The organism is Thainema salinarum CENA647, assembly GCF_057732415.1.
In genome coordinates, this window is the sequence record NZ_JBYJZJ010000022.1 from 3,244,873 (window position 1) to 3,263,270 (window position 18,398).

Annotated in this window: 15 protein-coding genes and 1 riboswitch; of the genes, 6 read left to right on the forward strand and 9 right to left on the reverse strand. The window is 51.8% G+C overall.

Annotation, left to right across the window (positions count from 1 at the left end):
* Positions 1 to 37: 37 nt before the first annotated feature.
* Together AC286M_RS21030 and AC286M_RS21035 are read right to left on the reverse strand one after the other, a co-directional pair.
* Entirely contained in the window at positions 38 to 1,687 is a 1,650-nt protein-coding gene (locus AC286M_RS21030) for a Ppx/GppA phosphatase family protein (RefSeq protein ID WP_488206256.1), read from the reverse strand.
* A 127-nt stretch (positions 1,688 to 1,814) separates the two neighbouring features.
* Positions 1,815 to 2,426, reverse strand: coding sequence for a nucleotide-binding protein (locus AC286M_RS21035; protein ID WP_488206257.1), 612 nt, complete (start codon positions 2,424 to 2,426; stop codon positions 1,815 to 1,817).
* 392 nt (positions 2,427 to 2,818) lie between these two features.
* Here AC286M_RS21035 and AC286M_RS21040 point away from each other — a divergent pair, with 392 nt between their 5' ends.
* Entirely contained in the window at positions 2,819 to 3,829 is a 1,011-nt protein-coding gene (locus tag AC286M_RS21040) for an ABC transporter permease (protein ID WP_488206258.1), read from the forward strand.
* A gap of 12 nt (positions 3,830 to 3,841) precedes the next feature.
* Here the strand turns inward: AC286M_RS21040 and AC286M_RS21045 are convergent, their stop codons facing one another.
* Both AC286M_RS21045 and AC286M_RS21050 read right to left on the reverse strand, forming a co-directional pair.
* Positions 3,842 to 4,486 (reverse strand): flavin prenyltransferase UbiX, encoded by a 645-nt coding sequence (locus AC286M_RS21045; RefSeq protein ID WP_488206259.1) that lies wholly within the window; start codon positions 4,484 to 4,486, stop codon positions 3,842 to 3,844.
* 376 nt (positions 4,487 to 4,862) lie between these two features.
* Positions 4,863 to 7,199, reverse strand: a complete 2,337-nt coding sequence (locus AC286M_RS21050) for a ribonuclease R family protein (RefSeq protein WP_488206260.1) — start codon at positions 7,197 to 7,199, stop codon at positions 4,863 to 4,865.
* Between the two features lie 881 nt (positions 7,200 to 8,080).
* Here AC286M_RS21050 and AC286M_RS21055 point away from each other — a divergent pair.
* Positions 8,081 to 9,103 (forward strand): formamidase, encoded by a 1,023-nt coding sequence (locus AC286M_RS21055; RefSeq protein WP_488206261.1) that lies wholly within the window; start codon positions 8,081 to 8,083, stop codon positions 9,101 to 9,103.
* A gap of 335 nt (positions 9,104 to 9,438) precedes the next feature.
* Positions 9,439 to 10,526 (forward strand): ISKra4 family transposase gene (locus AC286M_RS21060; protein WP_488202786.1). Its coding sequence is split into 2 segments (ribosomal slippage): positions 9,439 to 9,610 and positions 9,610 to 10,526, totalling 1,089 coding nucleotides; the frame shifts between segments, so codons are not numbered across the junction.
* 36 nt (positions 10,527 to 10,562) lie between these two features.
* Here the strand turns inward: AC286M_RS21060 and AC286M_RS21065 are convergent.
* The 4 genes from AC286M_RS21065 to AC286M_RS21080 all read right to left on the reverse strand — a co-directional run bounded on the left by AC286M_RS21065 (position 10,563) and on the right by AC286M_RS21080 (position 14,307).
* Positions 10,563 to 10,862: an energy-coupling factor ABC transporter substrate-binding protein gene (locus AC286M_RS21065; protein ID WP_488206262.1), complete on the reverse strand. Its 300-nt coding sequence runs from the start codon at positions 10,860 to 10,862 to the stop codon at positions 10,563 to 10,565.
* Between the two features lie 149 nt (positions 10,863 to 11,011).
* The gene (locus AC286M_RS21070) at positions 11,012 to 11,767 is read right to left on the reverse strand and encodes an energy-coupling factor ABC transporter permease (RefSeq protein ID WP_488206263.1); all 756 of its coding nucleotides are present in this window, start codon (positions 11,765 to 11,767) and stop codon (positions 11,012 to 11,014) included.
* Between the two features lie 72 nt (positions 11,768 to 11,839).
* Complete coding sequence (gene cobW / locus AC286M_RS21075) at positions 11,840 to 12,898, reverse strand: cobalamin biosynthesis protein CobW (RefSeq protein ID WP_488206264.1); 1,059 nt, start codon at positions 12,896 to 12,898, stop codon at positions 11,840 to 11,842.
* Between the two features lie 398 nt (positions 12,899 to 13,296).
* Positions 13,297 to 13,507, reverse strand: a riboswitch (cobalamin riboswitch).
* Positions 13,508 to 13,680: 173 nt separating this feature from the next.
* Positions 13,681 to 14,307 carry a ferritin-like domain-containing protein gene (locus tag AC286M_RS21080; RefSeq protein ID WP_488206265.1) on the reverse strand — a complete coding sequence of 209 codons (627 nt, stop codon included), beginning with the start codon at positions 14,305 to 14,307 and terminating at the stop codon, positions 13,681 to 13,683.
* 226 nt (positions 14,308 to 14,533) lie between these two features.
* Between AC286M_RS21080 and AC286M_RS21085 the strand changes: the two genes are divergently transcribed.
* The 3 genes from AC286M_RS21085 (at position 14,534) to AC286M_RS21095 (ending at position 17,903) form a co-directional block, all read left to right on the forward strand.
* Positions 14,534 to 15,082 (forward strand): HMA2 domain-containing protein, encoded by a 549-nt coding sequence (locus tag AC286M_RS21085; protein ID WP_488206266.1) that lies wholly within the window; start codon positions 14,534 to 14,536, stop codon positions 15,080 to 15,082.
* 21 nt (positions 15,083 to 15,103) lie between these two features.
* Entirely contained in the window at positions 15,104 to 17,332 is a 2,229-nt protein-coding gene (locus AC286M_RS21090) for a heavy metal translocating P-type ATPase (RefSeq protein ID WP_488206267.1), read from the forward strand.
* A gap of 292 nt (positions 17,333 to 17,624) precedes the next feature.
* Complete coding sequence (locus AC286M_RS21095) at positions 17,625 to 17,903, forward strand: hypothetical protein (RefSeq protein ID WP_488206268.1); 279 nt, start codon at positions 17,625 to 17,627, stop codon at positions 17,901 to 17,903.
* A gap of 87 nt (positions 17,904 to 17,990) precedes the next feature.
* Here AC286M_RS21095 and AC286M_RS21100 read toward each other — a convergent pair whose 3' ends face one another.
* A complete protein-coding gene (locus tag AC286M_RS21100) occupies positions 17,991 to 18,311 on the reverse strand; it encodes a DUF5132 domain-containing protein (RefSeq protein ID WP_488206269.1) in 321 nt (106 codons plus the stop codon).
* Between the last annotated feature and the right edge of the window lie 87 nt (positions 18,312 to 18,398).

Sequence of the window (18,398 nt, forward strand, 5' to 3'; positions counted from 1 at the left end):
TGCTTCTTCAACGTATCCGCGTACGCACTCCTGCAAGCTAGCGCTTTAGCTTAGCAAACAGTTTGACATCAAATTCAGATTCGAAGCAGTCTTTCTTATAATCAATGCTCCACAGCTCCAGTTCGCAATTATCACCCGGCTCAGCAGGCTGTAAGTAAAGGTAAAAATTCGAATTTTCGGCATCATACTCGCAGGTAATATCTGCGATCGCGCCAATTTGTCGCCGATCCAGCGCTACGGCAATGCGTAATAGCGCACTGAGCTGATCGACCATTGTGCGATAGTTCTTACCCGCTAAGTTACGGTAGTTTTCGTGCTTCTTTTTGGGCGAACTCTTGCGGTGATAGCGAGCCAGGTTAGCAATTACCTCAACCTCCGTTTCCGTAAAGCCCAGCAGTTCCCCATTGCGAATCAGATAGTAGGAATGCTTGTGGTGAGACGAGTGGCTGATGAAATGGCCGGAATTGTGCAGAATGGCAGCAGCCCACAGCAGCTCGCGCTCCACTGGCCCCCAGCTATGCAAGACGCCGTGAGTTTGGTCGAATAAACTCTGGGCAAACTCAGCCACCCGTTCACTGTAAGCCAGGTCAACGTGATACTTCTGAGCAATTTTCATAACGCTGCGATACCGCACCGAATCCTGATAGCGCAGCCGATTTTCGATTAGCTGATGGGTCAGCATCCAGTCCACCACGACTCCATCCCGCAGCGCCCGTTCGCAAATCACCACCGACTCTGCCCCCAGCAGCGACATCGCCTCCTGCAAAATCATCGCTCCAGCCACAATAATTTCGGCGCGACGGTCGGAAACACCGGACGTATCCAGCCGCTCCTTGTAGTCCATCTTGCGCAGGCGATTGACGATATCCTGCAAATCCCGCAGGCTCATTTCGTAGCCATTGAGCGGCGTTGGCACCATGCCCAGATGCTCTTTGGCATGCACAGTGGCAAGACATTCAATCGTGCCGGATGTGCCCACGAGCCGCAGCGTTTCACCCGGTTCCAGCCGCGACTTAATTTCATCGGTCGGGCGCTCCAGCATGCCGCGAATGTAGGCTTGCAGATAGGTAAACTCGTCGCTACTGATCGGGTCAGTGGTGATAAATTCGCTGGTCAGCCGGACTGCGCCAATTTTGGTGCTGCTGAGAAAGCGGGGTTCGCGCCCGTCACCCAAAATCAGCTCGGTTGATCCGCCGCCAATGTCGATGATGCCGTGGGGCTGACCGTTAAACTCCATGCCCGACAACACGCCCAGATAAATTCGCCGCGCTTCTTCTGGGCCAGAAATCAGGTTAATCGACAGGCCAATTTCCTTGCTCACCTGCTTGAGAAACTCTCGGCCATTGGGCGCTTCTCGCACTGCACTGGTCGCCACAGCAACGATATCCTCGGCGTGCATACTGTTGGCAATCTCGCAGCAGCGCCGCAGTGCCGCCATCGCCCGCTCAATCGCCTCCGGGGTCAAGTCCCCCGTCTTGGGGTCGCGATTGCCCAGCCGCACCGTGTCTTTTTCTTTATCAATAATCGTAAAAGCCGGAATAGAGGGCTGAATTTTGACCACCACCATGTGAATGGAGTTGGTGCCTACGTCAATGGCAGCCAAAATGCGATCGCGTTTATCCTGCAAGATAGGCGATTCGACTGGAGTAGCTTGAGTAGATTGATTCTGCGGTGCGGTGTTGACCATCGGTTTTTGGATACGTACGTCAGAAGGCTGATTGAAATAACCTTACTTCTGTATTGATACTATGCGAGTTCTACTCAGTACTCTACCGAGACAAGGGTTCTTCCTGAACAGTTGCCTTAAAACATTGTTAAAACTTCAAAGACCAGCGTTCCAATAGCTCGGCTGTGACGGCTTGATAAGCTTGCCAACCCGTCTGGGCACGCGGATCTTTCAGTTCATGCACCAGCATACCGACGGTTGCGGCCTTCTGAAACGCGGCAAATCGGGGAATAGGGGTTTCGCATACGGGCAGATTCTCGCTGGTGAGTAAATTCCGCACCTCTTCTCCAGCCCGACTGGGAGCAGGCGGCACAATGGTCAACAAAATCCGGTAGCGACGAGCATTAATCGCGTGCAGATACTCAATCGTCAGCACCAGCGCATCCAGCGCCAGCGTATCCGGCGTCGTCGGCAGCACCAGCAAATCGCAGTGGTCGGTGAGCAGTTCCAAATCTTCCTTCTGCGGTCGTGCCTGGGTATCCACCACTACATGCCCATACTGGCGCAACTGCTGTGAAGCTTGCCACTCGTCCACCACCTTGAACGGCAGCACCCCCCGCTGCGCCCAGCCCAGTGCCGACCGATTCGGGTCGGCATCAATCAGCAGCGTATTGGCCTGCTGCTGCAAACAAGCGGCAAGATGCATGGCGGTAGTCGTTTTGCCGACTCCACCTTTAAAGCTGGCGACGGTAATAATCATGGAGGCATACGTTAGGACTGCGAAAACTCGATAAATGCACTTGGCTCATGTTCAGACAATGTGAAATCGATACCTAAACCTGTCTATTTCAAGATGGGTTTGCACGTTCTTTGAACATGAGCCAATGCACTTTGTTATAGGACGGGTTTAGTACTTAGAATTGTGAATTAAATAAGGGGTTTAGATTTAGATTGGTAATCAAAACCCACCCCTTTAGACGGGTTTTGGGCTAGATGACTGAATCTCTACGTAAAATACTGGAATTATAGATCAACTGTACTTATTTATGCTCGATATTTTGCTAAAGTCCAAAATTGTTTGATTCCGTAAGGCGTGAGGAGCGAGGCGTGAGGCGCTAATCTAAAACTCAAAGCTCAAAATCCAAAATCTCAATGTCCCGCTACATCCTGCGCCGACTTGTCAACTTAATTCCAGTCCTGCTGGGCATCACGCTACTTGTATTTATCTTTTTACACTTAATTCCCGGCGATCCAGCCGTTGTGCTACTGGGCGATCGCGCGACTCCGGAGCAAGTAGCAGCACTGCGAGAACGCTTGGGGCTAAACGAACCCCTGCCGCTGCAATATCTGACGTTTCTGAGGCAGATATTGCGGCTCGATTTTGGCACCAGCATCTTTACTGGCATACCGATTATCGAAGAAATCAAAATTCGCTGGCCTGCCACGTTTGAACTCTCCTTTGCCGCTATGCTGCTGGCGCTGCTGTTAGGTATTCCGGCGGGCGTTCTGGCTGCCGTGCGCAAAAATAGCTGGCTGGATAATCTGACCATGAGCGCTTCACTGGTCGGGGTTTCAATGCCCGTTTATTGGCTAGGACTGCTGCTAATTTATCTCTTCGCCGTGCAGCTTCAGTGGTTGCCACCCAGCGGTCGGCTCAGCATTGCAGCGGGGTTCAACTTTGAACCCATTACAGGGTTCTACGTGCTGGATGCGCTGCTCCAGGGAAACTGGAGCGCGTTGCGAGATGCGATCGCACATCTCATCCTGCCCGCTCTCACCCTCAGCACCATTCCGCTGGCGATTCTGGCCCGCATCACCCGCAGCGCCATGCTTGAGGTTCTATCACAAAATTATGTGCGAACGGCCCGAGCCAAAGGCGTACCGGAATTCTGGGTGATTGCCCGCCACGCGCTCAAGAATGCGCTGCTGCCCGTGACCACGATTACAGGCTTAGAATTCGGTACGTTATTGGGAGGTGCAATCCTCACCGAAACCATTTTTTCCTGGCCCGGCATCGGCACCTGGATTTACAACGGCATTCTGGCACGAGACTATCCGGTGGTGCAGGGCGGCGTAGTCTTTGTTGCGATCGCATTTGTTCTGATCAACTTACTGGTCGATATTTCCTACGCTCTACTTGATCCGAGAATTCAGTACAAGTAAAATCTCGCTCTCTTATTGCTCTGACAAATGCCCACTCCACCGACGAATCAGCACGCAGTCTAAATCCAGTTGATCCAATACTCGCGCCACGACGAAATCAACCAAATCCTCCACCGTTTGCGGCTGGTGATACCAAGCGGGAATCGCGGGCACCACTCGCACTCCGGCCTCAGCCAGCGCTGTTAAATTACGCAGGTGAATCAGACTAAACGGCGTTTCACGCGGCACAACCACCAGCCGTCGCCCCTCTTTGATCTGCACATCAGCAGCCCGCTCCAGCAGGTCAGAACTCAAGCCCGTGGCAATTTTCGCCACCGTACTCATGCTGCACGGCATCACGATCATGCCCACCGTGCGAAAGGAGCCACTGGCAATGTTTGCGCCCACATCGCCCCAGGGATGGCACTGAAGCTTGCCGCCCGTGCTAACTCCGGCCTGCTCCCGCCAAAACTGCTCCTGCCGTACCGGATCGGTCGGCATACGAATATCCTGTTCTGCCTGCCACACCATGTAGGTTGACTTGGACGCCACCAGTTCCACCTGGCAGTCGGCCTCCAGCAAATACTTGATGGCGCGTACCGCATAAATGAGCCCAGAAGCGCCGCTAATTCCTAGGATGACAGGTCGATTGGGCGGAGAGAAAGAATCTAAAGACACGCGTAGAGGTTAAATTAACAGTTCTTTACTTACTGTACGCAATTTGCCGCGACTTTGCTGCACGACGCTAAGGAGCGTGGATTTAATAAAGTGGCAAATTGTAGGGGCGGGTTTCGCCGTCAACTCTATGACACGGTGCAGATTGGTCTACTAAACCCGCCCCTACGCAATATCGAACTTATTTAATTCACAATTCTAAGCCATAGGCAAACCCAAGGGGTGAACGGCTGGCATCGCTAGCCGTTCACCCCTTGGGTTTTTAAGCAAACTTGATCTTGTACCGATCCGCCAAACTGTGACTACAAATTAGCTCCCCTGCCCCCTGGCCCCAATGCTCCCAGGATCTAATTCATGACCCAATTTGGCAGACTCGATATTATTCCTCTTCGCCCATATCGTCGTCGTCATCATCGTCTGTCGCTTCACTGCCGCCACCGACGGCAACGAGGTCAATCTGCTGACGATAGTAATCAACACTCTTGACCTGCACTTCCACGCGATCGCCCAGCCGATACTGGCGACGATTCTTCCGACCCACGAGCTTCTGCTGACGGGAGCGATATTCGTACCAGTCATCCTTGAGCGAGCTGACGTGGACTAGACCCTCCACCAGCAGTTCCTCAATTTCCACAAAGAAGCCGTAGGACTGCACACCTGTAATCAAGCCGTGGAAAATTTCCCCGGTGTGGGCCTGCATGAATTCTGCTTTCTTCAGCCCTTCTAGATCAGCTTCTGCTTCCTGAGCCAGCTTTTCCTGCTCGCTGAGGTAGGTAGCCAGCGTGTCTAGCTGCTCTTCGAATTCACCCTGAACACTGGGCGGCAACACGTTCCAATTAATCTTGCCGTGGCAGGAGCTATGGCGCAGATTGACCCGATCTTTGGAGCGCGTGGTTCTGCGATCGCGGCCCTGATCAAACACGGCATGTAAAATGCGGTGCATGATTAAGTCGGGATAGCGACGCATCGGGGAGCTAAAGTGAGTGTAGCCATCGGTCAGCGCCAGGCCAAAGTGGTTGCCGGGGTGAGTGCTGTAAACGGCGGGTTTGAGCGTAGACAGCAGCAGATAGGTCAGCACCTTCTCAGCTTTGGACTCGGCAAACTTCTCGGTAAACTGCTGATAATCTCGCGAATGGACTTCATCTTCATCGTCAAGATGCAGGTCGATATCCATGTTGCTAGCCAGCTTAATCAGCTCCTGCACGTCGGCAGGACTAGGCGTCCGGTGGACTCGATAAAGTGCTGGGATATCTAGGGCACGAACGTGAGAAGCCACCAGTTGATTCGTGAGCAGCATCAGCTCAGTCACCACGTAGCGAGCGGGTAAGTGGGAAGACTCAACCACGGCACCCAGTGCGCCCTCATCGTCGTATTGAAACTTGGGGGAAAGATACTGATGCACCTTGCTATCTTCTTCCGGCAGCACGTGCTCCGGTAAGTTCAGCTCAAAGGCTCCCCGCTGGTGGCGCTGCTGTCGAATAGCCTGGCTGGCCGTATAAAGGTGCTTAACCAGTTCTACGATGTGCTCCGGCGCTTCAATCTTGTCCGAAGACACATTCAGAGCGCTCTCTTCACACAGTCCAGCCTGTTCGAGAATAGCCTGCACCTGTCGATAATCGAGCTGATGATCCACTTGGATGATCGTCGGCTGAATCTCAAACTCTAGAACCTCTCCGGCGGAGTTCAGCGTAATCAGCACGGAGATGGTCAGATTATCTTGCCCGGTCGCCATTGAGCAAAGATTGCCCGATAGGGGGGGCGGCAGCATTGGCACCACCGTATCGGCTAAGTAAATTGAATTGCCCCGTCGCTGAGCTTCCTGATCGATCGGTGAACCCGCTGGTACGTAGTAGGACACGTCAGAAATATGAACGCCGACCTTCCATTTATCGTCACCCAAATCTTCGAAGCTAAAGGCATCATCAATCGTCTGCGCCTCTGAGCCATCAATGGTAACGGTCATGACATCGCGCAAATCGAGCCGATCTTTGAGATCCGATTTACGCACTTTCTTCGGCAGTGACTTGGCTTCTTCGATCACCTTGGCCGGAAAATCACGGGGTAAATCATGTTTGCAAAAGACAATGTCGATATCAGAGGCGGCTTCGGCATTACTGCCCAAAATTTGGGCCACTCGCCCCACAGGCGGCAGCGACCCCAAAGGATATCGCAAAATTTCAACGTGGACGAGCTGATCGATGGCCTTTTGCAGCAGATCTTCGTCTTGATCTAAATCCAGCTCAAACAGCAGCCGATCGTCCAAGGGCATGGCCTGATAGTGGCTGTTTTCTTTCTTGACGCGGGCCAAAACGGAGGTGTTGGCTCGCTCCAGAATCAGCTTGACTTCTCCCTCGGGCGAGCGGCGACGAGTGCCCTCTTTCGTCACTTTAACCAAAACGCGATCGCCATTCCAAGCCGTGCTCAATTGGCTCTCACGAATATAAATATCTTCCGATTCTTCTGAATCTTGAATCGCAAAACAAAAGCCCTTACTGGAACAGCGCAGCTTTCCTTCGACGACATCATCTGCTTGTAGACGCCGATATTTACCGCGCTCTTTGATTAAAATGCCAACTCGCTCTAGCGCATCAAGCACAATCTGCAACCGGCGCATCTCGTCGTGGGTATTGCAGTTCAGCTTTTTTTCGAGTGCTTTGGGTGCAACTAATTTATCGTCTGAAAAGTTCGCGAGTAAGGTTGCGATTGAAAATTCCATGTAGCGATTCAATCCTTAATTTGTTCACGGTCATTCTTCGAGCAACTGCTTCAAACTATCAGCTTACGATTGTCTTGCGATTGTTTACGGATGCTTGAGCCGATTCTGCCACCAGACTGACACAGTCAGAGCGTACCAGCGGTTAGTCCAGTTTATTTTTCAGGTGAATCTCTGCGAGGTTTACCCCAAAAAACAAGCTTGACGCTACATCAGATCTAGAGAAGCAGATGCATCATGCACCAATCTACAGCTCAGACATATCGTAAACAGATATGCAGCAGCACTCATGTTAATCTCGTCACTTTAATTTGCGATCGCAACTTTAGTTTTACAGTTGGCTAACAGACAGCACTGGACTGCGAAATAAAGTTACCTGAACAGCAATTTAAAGCCAGCGAGATTGGAAGAAACGATGGTGATAAAGGTAGAATCCCTTAGTGAGTAGGGACTCTCCACACCTTATTTTATGGTTCCGTACAGCGGGACCCCTGTCAAACGATAGCGTACAAACCGCCTGACATGCCAGATTGATTTAATCCGTGTCGCTACCAAATCAGGACAGTACAGCAACAAATAGTAACAAATATCAAATTTTGTATAGCGTTAGTCACAGGAATTAAAACTTGTAGAGACGTTGGTCACAGAAGGCAAACCGGATAGAACCATGCCAGAACGGGTTGCGGTAGCCTACGCTACGGTTGCCAAGTCTCCAAACCGTAGAGAGTAAAGCGTATACTCACATCTTGCCTCAAAACCTGGAAGGCTAATTTTGCCGTTAGATCGCGACGAGTAAAACCAACTCTTCCGGGTCTAGATTGGCAAGGTGCAGACTATGAGTATATTAATCGCAATTAGTATCGCAATTAGAGCAAGGCAGACTCATGAGTGGACTTGGTGGACTCAATAAAACTCCCAATGGTGTTGTCCTTGGGATGGTGCAGCTTCAGCTTCCTAACGTGGTGACACCGGATGACTTGGCTGCCCAAACCCAGCGAATTTGTGACATGGTGAGCAAAGCGCGGCGCAATATGCCGACGATGGATTTAGTTGTATTTCCTGAATACTCACTGCATGGTTTATCGATGGATACCAATCCAGAGATTATGTGTCGGCTGGATGGATCAGAGGTAGAGGCGTTCCGCCGAGCCTGCATTGAAAACCAGATTTGGGGCTGTTTTTCGATTATGGAGTACAACCCCAACGGTAATCCCTATAACAGCGGCATTATTGTTGACGACAAGGGAGAGCTAAAGCTTTATTACCGGAAGCTCCATCCTTGGGTACCTGTGGAACCTTGGGAACCGGGCAATCTGGGCATTCCCGTTTGCGAAGGACCAAACGGCAGCACGATCGCACTTATCATTTGTCACGATGGCATGTTCCCCGAAATGGCGCGGGAATGCGCCTATAAAGGGGCTGAAATTATGATTCGGACGGCAGGCTATACGGCTCCCATCCGTCATTCTTGGCGAATTACTAATCAGGCCAACGCGTTCTGTAACTTAATGGCGACGGCTTCAGTCTGCATGTGTGGCTCTGACGGCACGTTTGACTCGATGGGCGAAGGCATGATTGTTAACTTTGACGGCACGCCATTAGCAATGGGCAGTCACCGTCCAGACGAAGTTATCACTGCTGAAATTCGACCCGACTTGGTTCGTGAAGCCCGCAAATACTGGAGCGTTGAAAATAATATCTATCAGTTTGGCCATCGCGGGTATGTTGCCGTCAAGGGTGGCGCACAGGACTGTCCCTATACCTACATGAAAGATATGGTTGCGGGAAATTATCGTCTACCCTGGGAAGACGAAGTAGTCTACACCGATGGCACCTCTTGCGGCTTCCCAGCCCCCACTCGCGAATATCAGGGCGAGGAGATGCCGTCTGATATGCAGTCTGTTTAGAACAGAAACTTCTGGAGTTGTCATCTACCTGCTTGGTAAGGGCAAATGGCTATTTGCCTCTACACAATGCTACGTTTCAAACGTTTCCTATCTATTTTTTATAGCGGGTCTAGATAAGAACGAGAGGAGAGTGCCTCAGGATGAGGCACTCTCCTCTCGTTTTCTCACTCTTAACTGGAATCACTATCAATAAAACCATTTTGTCTTATCTGCATCAGGTCTATATCAGGGGAACTTAGTCAAGAAAAGATAGCGCCCTTAGTTGAACGGGAGCAGGTCACTTTCTTGAGAGAAAAATTAGAGTAAGACTGTAGCGATATTTTGAGGGTGCTCTAATGACGCCAGCGGAACACCAAGAACTCTTACAGTGCAGTCAACGCATCGCGGAACTACTGTACCAGGAAGCCTGTGAGCAAAACCAGCCGATGGCAAATTTGGGAGCCATCGAATCAACGGTGCGCGCTCAAGTGCAAGAACACGTCACGCCAGTCATTGGGGAGTTTTTTGCCAAACCGTTACCGGCACCGACGAAGGATATCCCCGCCAACTAGAGAGCATTCTGGGCCGGTTATCCCTCAGTAGTGAACAGGCCAAACAACTCGGTGTCCGTCCCCGACAACAGGTCAGCCCTTATTTAGAGCTGTGCTGTCTGCGCCAAAGCGCAATTGTTTCTTATGCCCAAGCGGCGATTGAAGTAGAGGTGCAAACGGGACGACGGGTGAGTGCGAAAACGCAGCAGCGGTTGGAGGCGCGCCATGACTTCGAGCTGCCCACGAGTGAGGTCCCGGTTGAGCAAATGAGCCTGGATGGCGGCATGATTCGCTTGCGCACGCCGCTGGGGGAAGCGGCTGAGTGGCGCGAATATAAAGCCTTGAATTTGGGTGAGCAGCATCAGGGCATGGCCTGGTTCAAAGACAACGAACACCTGATTGAGTGGGCAAATGACCTCCCCTTAGCCCCGATAGTGGACTGCCTGGGCGATGGTCATGATGGGGTTTGGGGCATCTATGCCCAGATTGGCAACGACCACCAACGTCACGAAATCCTCGATTGGTTTCACCTGATGGAAAATTTGCATCAAGTCCAAGCCACTCCAGAAGCACTCGAAACCGCTCGCAGCTTTCTTTGGCAGGGACAAGTAGACGCTGCTATGAATGTGTTTGAGGTGAGCGAGTCGGAAGCAGCACGTCGCTTCTGTGGCTATCTAGAGCGGCATCGTGACCGCATCCCCAATTATCGTTACTACCAAGAAGAAGGGTGGCCGATTGGCTCGGGGGATGTTGAGTCCTGGGTGAAGCAAATTAACCAACGCACGAAGATCCCTGGCGCTGCCTGGAACGCTGAGCGGGTGCCGCAGGTTTTAGCGCATCGTTGTGCTTACCTCAACGGCAGGCTCTCACCTCAGAGATGTTTTTCTCTGTAGAAGGTGACCTACTCCCGAGTGACAGGGATATAGTGTTCATTCTTTTTCGCGAGACTGATGGCGCTCAGTCCGCCCCCGATACAAGCCAATCACATACCCAATCACGCCCGCACCAATGGCCGCCTGTGACACAAACAGCAAACTTTCAATTTCCCCGCTAGGCGGCTCAAATACGCCGCCAAACCAGGGCTCATAGTCGGGCTGAATTTCTGCGATCGCTTCCTCCGCTTCGCCATCCGCACCACCATATTCGCCTTTAACAAAGATGAGGGGCAAGACGGCTAGAGCGACAACCACGAAGACAATTAACCAGTTACCTTGTTTTTGATTGTTCATAGGTTTTGGGAAGTAGATGGGTAGATAGGGGAGAAATGAGGGAGTTGGGGTTTCAGGTTTCAGGTTTCAGGTTTTTAGGGGTAAACGTTTTACCTAATACCTAATACCTAGCACCTAAAACCCTGTACCTAGTCCCCCTTCCCTACTCCCTAAGCCCCTACCTTCAGGGCTTTCAACGTCTGTAGCTCTACCACTGCGTAGGATTGGAGCCAGTTCCAGACTAGTACGGTCAGCAGACCTTCACTGATCGCGAGAGGAATCTGGGTGAGAGCAAAGATGCTTGCAAATTTCAGGAAGGCAGCGAGGAAGCCACCGCTGGCGGCGGGAAAGGCCAGGGCAAGCTGGATAGAGGTCACAAGATACGTAACGAGGTCGCCCAGGGCAGCAGATAGGAAGATGCCAACTTTCTGCTTACCGCTGTTGGCAAAGAGGCGATAAACGCCGTAGGCTACCCACGGCCCCACAATCGCCATTGAAAACACATTGGCTCCTAGCGTCGTTAAGCCACCGTGAGCTAACAGAACGGCCTGAAAAATGAGCACCAGACTGCCCAGCACCGTCATAACGGACGGGCCGAATAAGACGGCTCCTAGCCCTGTGCCAGTTGGATGAGAACAACTGCCAGTAACCGAGGGAATCTTCAGAGCTGACAGGACAAAGCTAAAGGCTCCAGCCAAGGCCAGCAGTAGTTTTAGCTCGGGATGTTCGCCAGCGATTCGGATCAGCGATCGCAACCCCAAAATAAAAAACGGCAGGGATATAATCCACCAAAACACGGCCCACTGCACGGGCAAAAAGCCTTCCATAATGTGCATGGCCTGGGCCGGTGCGGCAGGAGCGATAACTAGGTAAGCACTAAGCCCCACCAGAGCCGCAACCTGCAATCCCCTTCGAGTGTTCCTCATATTCGTAAACACCTCACAGATCAGATAAATAGATTAGATAAGAAACAGATTGGATAGGAATGCACCTACCAATCAGGCTGCGATTTGGGCTGCGATCGCGGTATTAATCTTGTCTGCATCTAAGGCATGACCGATAAAGACCAATTGGGTCTTGCGGGATTCAGCCGGTTGCCAAGGGCGGTCGTAAAACTTATCAAATCTCTGTCCGACCCCCTGCAGCACCAGCCGCATAGCTTTACCTGGAACCGCGACAAAGCCTTTAATGCGATAAATTTCCTGCTGCTGTACCAAGGCTTGCAGGCGATCGATAAGCCGCTCTGGATCAAAGGCTTGCTCTAGTTCCACGTAGATGGAGTTGATATCGTCATCGTGCTCGTGGTCTTCCTCGGTATCGTGGTGGCTGGGGCGACTGTCGAGGTTGTCTTCCACCGCAGCATTGAAGCCGAGCAGGATGTCTGGGCTAATTTCACCGTGATTGCAGGGGACAACTTTAATCCCGGCGGGAATCTGTTGCTGTAGCCACTGCTGGATGCGATCGCAACTTTCCCTGGTCATCCTATCCGTTTTGCTCAGGAGCACCATGTCGGCACAGGCCAATTGATCCTCAAAGAGTTCTTCAATTGGGGTTTCATGCTCTAAACTGTCATCCGTCTGCCGCTGAGCTTCCAGCGCTTCCAGATCTCCCACAACTTGTCCCTGAGCGAGGGCATCGCCATCGACAACCGTGACCACCCCGTCTACCGTTGCTCCAGTTCGAATTTCAGGCCAGCGAAAGGCCTGAATTAAAGGTTTAGGGAGCGCTAGACCCGAAGTTTCAATCACAATGCAATCAATTTCATCCCGTCGCTTCAGCAGTTCTTGCATCGTGGGCAAAAACTCTTCCTGAACGGTGCAGCAAAGACAGCCATTAGCTAGCTCTAAGATATTGGTGTTTGGCTCAGCGGTAGAGTTCTCATCGTCGTCGCACACCTGGCACGTTTTCAGAATTTCGCCATCAATGCCAACTTCACCAAATTCATTCACTAATACAGCAATACGCCGACCCTGATTATTTTGCAGCAGGTGCCTAACCAGGGTGGTTTTACCAGATCCCAAGAAACCAGTGACAACGGTAACAGGTATTTTGTGCATGAAATAGCTCCTAATATTTGAATTAACCAACCAGCAGACTGGGTTCTTCGTTCGTATTTACATTCAGCAGTGAGATCAACTGATTGCAGCAGAGTTAGGACAGCGAATTGTATTTCACTCAGTCCTCAGCACTGACCTCATAAGTGTTGTAACTATGGGCTGCGATATCGCACATTATGCGTACATTGCGGTTAGCACAAACATGATCAGTGCAAATCAGGCGAGCTTCCTGCAAAACAACTGGCTCACCAAGACTCAAAACCAATGGTTAGGGCAGCAGCACAGTCGGCTAGCCCCATTCCTGCCTTTGGAGCTTTGTAACGACGCTCCTAAAACAACAGAATCGCGACCCAAATAATACTAAAGCAGTCATCATCCGTACCTCGCAGATGGGATAGAGCATCAACCATTTATCGGCGGGCATTCTGACTTACACAACTTTGGATTTTGGATTTTGGATTTTGGAATAGAGGCTAATGGCTCAATCTAAAATCTAAAATCAGCAATCTAAAATTGGCTTACAGCTGCGGGACAGCGGCAGATTTTCACTGCACTTTCCCCGTTTCCTCTAGTGGCTGATCTCCACTAGAACCGATAAGGTTAGCGTATCCTATCACCCTTTGTTGACCACTGATCATCAAGCGTTGGATGCGCAGGAATTCTTAACTTACCAAAAACCCGGTAGTGTCAGTCCTGTCTTGATTGCTGATCTAGATCTGTAAATGGTGTGGGTGGGTGGGGTGCATCGCGCCTATCACTCACGCTATTTACAGGTTTGAAACCTAACCCTGTCTTGATTGACCATAGTTGCCACGACGGTGGCGGCGTCTTCGTCCTTGTTTCCATTCTCGGCCAGTTCTGACTGGCGTTTCACTCTGGCTTTCATCTTCAGAACCGAACTGTCCACAGCCGGAGGGACTTAAACGGAATCGACCCGCAGACTGCTGTCCGCTTAGGTCAGATTCCACGTAGTGACGAGCGGCTCGCGCTACACATCGCTGAAAGGCGGGTAAATGATTCTGCTGGGAGGCTCGCTGGAGCTGTCGAAATACTTGCTGCACATCCGGATACGCCGCAGTCATCGCCAACAACCGCTCATACATTGCGCCATTCTCGATCTCGGCCTGTACGCCGCCCTCGCAGGCTTGAGCCAGAGAATCTGGTACTTCTACCTGAGCAGGCCAGTTATCCTCCGGCACCGGAATACCGTACCGATTAAATAGAGGCAGCAACGCTTGAATGTGTCGCTCCTCAGATTCCAAAATCTTTATAAATGGTCGAACAGACCCAAACCGATTGAGGATGGCTCGATAGGTGGCGCGAGCTTTGTATTCATCCTGCAGGGCTTCGGAGAGGGCAGCAGCTAAGTCGTCTAGCATGGCAGAACCCAGGTGCGTCTTAATATCCAAATAGATATATAGTTAATTGTAGCTCCAAATACACTGTACACAATTTTGTCGATACTGCCGATCCCGTTTTGTCCAGACCATCACTGCAATGGACTGCAATGGATGGGCGAAGGAAACCCACCATTTCCTGCGCAAAATTAATTTTTAGATAAGATTAATTGGCAACGAGAGGTTTTAGTATCGATAGTGAAGTTCTGGAGACATCCAGCTACCAAAAGGATCGAGAATGATTACATCTTCAACAGTCGAGGCTCAATCTGCCAGCAATACTGAAAATAGTTCTCAATTAGGACATCTGTTGGAGGAATACGGCGAAATTGCGGCTATCTTGCCAGTGCTGACCGGATTACTCGTTACTAGTCAGTTACGACTACGGGGTGCGAGTGCGCTGGTGGTCAACATTGCGATCGCAGCTATCACCCGGCAAGCCATTGTGCAGCTTAAAAAGCAGGCGGGGTATGCCCCTTCAACTCCAGCCCTTGCTGCCACGTCCACAAACGGCAAAACAGAAACTGCCGAAGAAGACTACACCATCGTCCACTCCGTCCCCGGTCGCATTCGCCTACGCATTCCTCGCTTGCAAACTGAACCCGCTTTCGGCAAACGCCTCGAAAAGCTGCTGCTGACCCAAGATATTGTCCTCGGCGTCCGCATCAACCGCGCCGCTAGCTCCATCGCCATCCGTTACGACGGCACCAACCTATCAGAACTTGAACTGGGGATGAGGTTATTGCAGATTCTTGAACAGGCAGAACAAGAAACACCCAATACCTAATATTCAAAACCCTCCACTCCCATGTCCACTCTCCGACTCTCCGACCCATCTACTCCTCCACTCTCCCCCACCTGGATCATCCTCCACCAACTCCCCGGTCGCGTTCGTCTACGAGTTCCAGAACTGGGAGCCAATAATCAGCATGAGATTTGGCTGAAAGCGGCTCTCGAAACGACGCCAGGGATCACTTATCTGCGCATTAACCGAACTGCTCGTTCAGTTGTGATTCAGTATCAACCCGCGCTGGCAGATCAGCTTTGGGTGAGACTGGGCGAGCTGCTGGGTGAGTTGGAACACCGTGCAGTTCAGCAGGCCGTATCGGTGGCAAGCAATAATTCTGCGATCGCAGAAGCAGAAACCTCACAAGGTTCAATTACAGCCCCTATAGCCTCTCCACAGAATAACCAGTGGGCTGGTCTACAACTGCCTGGATTAGCGTCTGCTCTCGCCTTAGCGAGCCAGTTCCCCAGTTTGCGGTGGTTGCGGCCTTTGGCGGCAGCAACTTTGGCGACGACGATTTTCCCGATTGCTCAACGAGCCTTCCAAAGCCTCTGGCAGGATCGGCGGTTAAATATTGACTGTCTTGATTTGTTGGCCTTGAGCCTGAGTACTTGGCAGGGCAAGCTGGTAACCCCGGCACTGGTGATTACGCTGCATGAGCTAGGGGATGCTATTCGAGAACAGACAGCTCGCGCGACAGAGGTGCGTTCCTCCACGCTGGCTGATGCGATTGGTCACTTTGCCTGGGTGAAGGGAGAAGGCGGCGAACTGCGGCAGGTGCCGAGTGACCAGGTGCAGGTGGGTGATATCGTAGTCGTTCATCCGGGGGAGCAAATCCCGGTTGATGGCACTGTGCTGGGTGGAGAAGCTACGGTCGATCAGCAGGGGCTGACCGGAGAGGCAATGCCCATTGTGGCGCGGCCTGACAGCTATGTGTTTGCGTCCACACTGGTGCGATCGGGACAGCTCATCCTGCGGGCCGAACGGGTCGGCAATGATACGCGAGCAGCAGCAGGATTGAGGCTGCTACAGCAGGCCCCGGTTTACGATACTCGCATGGCGAACTACACGGAAAAAGTTGCCGATCGCTTGATTGTGCCATCGCTGTTGCTAGCGACCTTAGTCCTAGGCATTACGCGCGATCCAGCGCGGGCAGCGGCGATCCTGACGCTGGATTTTGTCACGGGTATTCGGGTTTCGATCCCCACTGCTTTTCTAGGGGCGCTGAACCACACGACTCGCCACGGGGTGCTGGTGCGCAGCGGTCGGACTCTGGAGCAGCTCGCCGAAATCGACACGATTGTCTTTGATAAGACTGGCACACTGACCGAAGGACGAATTGCGATCGCAGATGTCTCTCCTGTGCCTCACACCCTTTCACCCGAACGACTGCTGCAACTGGCCGCCTCAGCAGAACAGCGGCTCACCCATCCAGTGGCGGAAGCTATCGTGAATCACGCCCAGCAGCAGGGACTGCCCCTCCTCCCGCGTGACGATTGGGATTACATCGTTGGGTTCGGTGTGACCGCTCAAATCGAGGGCCACACCGTTCTGGTGGGCAGTGAGCGATTCCTGCATCAGCAACAGGTGGACTGGAACGGTTGGACAAATCCCAAAGCCAGCATCCTCTCGCAGATCTATGTGGCCTGTGATGGCCAATTTGCAGGCACCTTGGGCTTCACTGATCCCCTGCGGCCTGAAAGTACGCGCCTGGTTCACATGCTGCAGCGACAGTTTAATCTCGAACTGCATCTGCTGACGGGGGACAATCCCCAGCGGGCCGCTCAGGTTGCCGACGAGCTGGGCATTCAGCCTGAACATGTTTATGCTGAAGCGTTCCCGGATCAGAAGGCCCAAATCGTGCGGGATCTGCACCGAGCAGGTCGCACCGTGGCCTTTGTCGGCGATGGCCTCAATGATTCCGTCGCCTTGGCCTACGCGGATGTCTCCGTGTCCTTTGAGCGGGGAGCCGACATTGCCCGCGAAACCGCTGACGTGGTGCTGATGAACAACAACCTGCTTGAATTGCTGGAAGCCATCGCCATCGCTCGCGAAACCCGCGATCTGATTGAGCAGAATATTGCGCTGGTCGTGGTGCCCAACCTAGTCGCGCTGGGGCTAGCGTCCACAGCAGGATTGAATCCCCTGGTAGCAACCATTATTCACAACGGATCTGCGATCGCAGCCGGACTCAACAGCCTGCGACCCCTGGTCACGCATAAGTTTTTGCCCAACGCCATTATTGAATAAAGAGTCAAAACTTAGATATAATTGCTTATTGCGAGGATATTGCATCAAGAATATGCTTTCTGCTAAGCTGAAAAGCAACAGATTGAATTAGCTAAACGATGACTGAATCAGTTTTCAGTATATAGAAGGCTACAATTCAAGGGTTTCTTGCTACCCAGACGATCCAATACGATTTTTAAGGCTTTGCCGAAGTCTATCAATCAGCGATTAATCATTGATCAATTAACTGATAATCTTATTCATTAAATAATCTTGGCTTAACCTGCTGTTCTGCTACTGCCTCGGTGATGTTATGTCTTTAATCCATCTCGACAAATCAGTTATCACCTTCCACTTCAAAGAGATTTTGGAAGATGGTCATCTAGGTGGCCCGTTGACTCTAGTTAGTCTAGGTGCTTTGCTACTTGGGCCAAAGCTATTGTCCAAAGCACACAGCCAGTCTGCTTCTCCCTATTGTCCGGGCATGAGCCTATCGGATTGGGTTAAGCAAAAGCAGATGTCCGCAGGTCATACCGAAGCTCGACCTGCACTGTCTGTCGCCAATACTGAATCCGACAGACTGGCCGCCTAATTCGCCTCCAAGCAGCTTAAAAGGGCATGTGCTCCCGCCACCGGTACGACGGCAGCCCATGCCCTTTCTCAATTACGCTTCTGATGTCTAACCTGTGGGGCCAGACTCAGACGATGCAGCAGCTGCGGGTAAGGTCGCTTGCTTTTGAGAGCCTGCATGTACTTCAGCTCGGGCTTCTGCAGCGACATCGGCTAGCACTTCACCCGTTTCTGCGATCGCAATCTTTGCTTTTTCGTACAGCGTCACCCCTGACTTAATTGTTGCTTTCAGAGCGGGCTTCACAAGCGGCAGTACAATTGGTGTGATGGCCACCGCCGTTACGCCAATCACCAGAGCTTTAGTATTGGGATTATTGGCCAACTCCGCTACATGAGCCCTCAAGCCAATGGGCCTTTGTGTATTCAACATAATGTGTCGTCTCCTTGTCCGGATGTGAGTGTATGGCAAGACACCCACTGCATCATTGTATGACGATAAGGTTATTTTCCATCATTG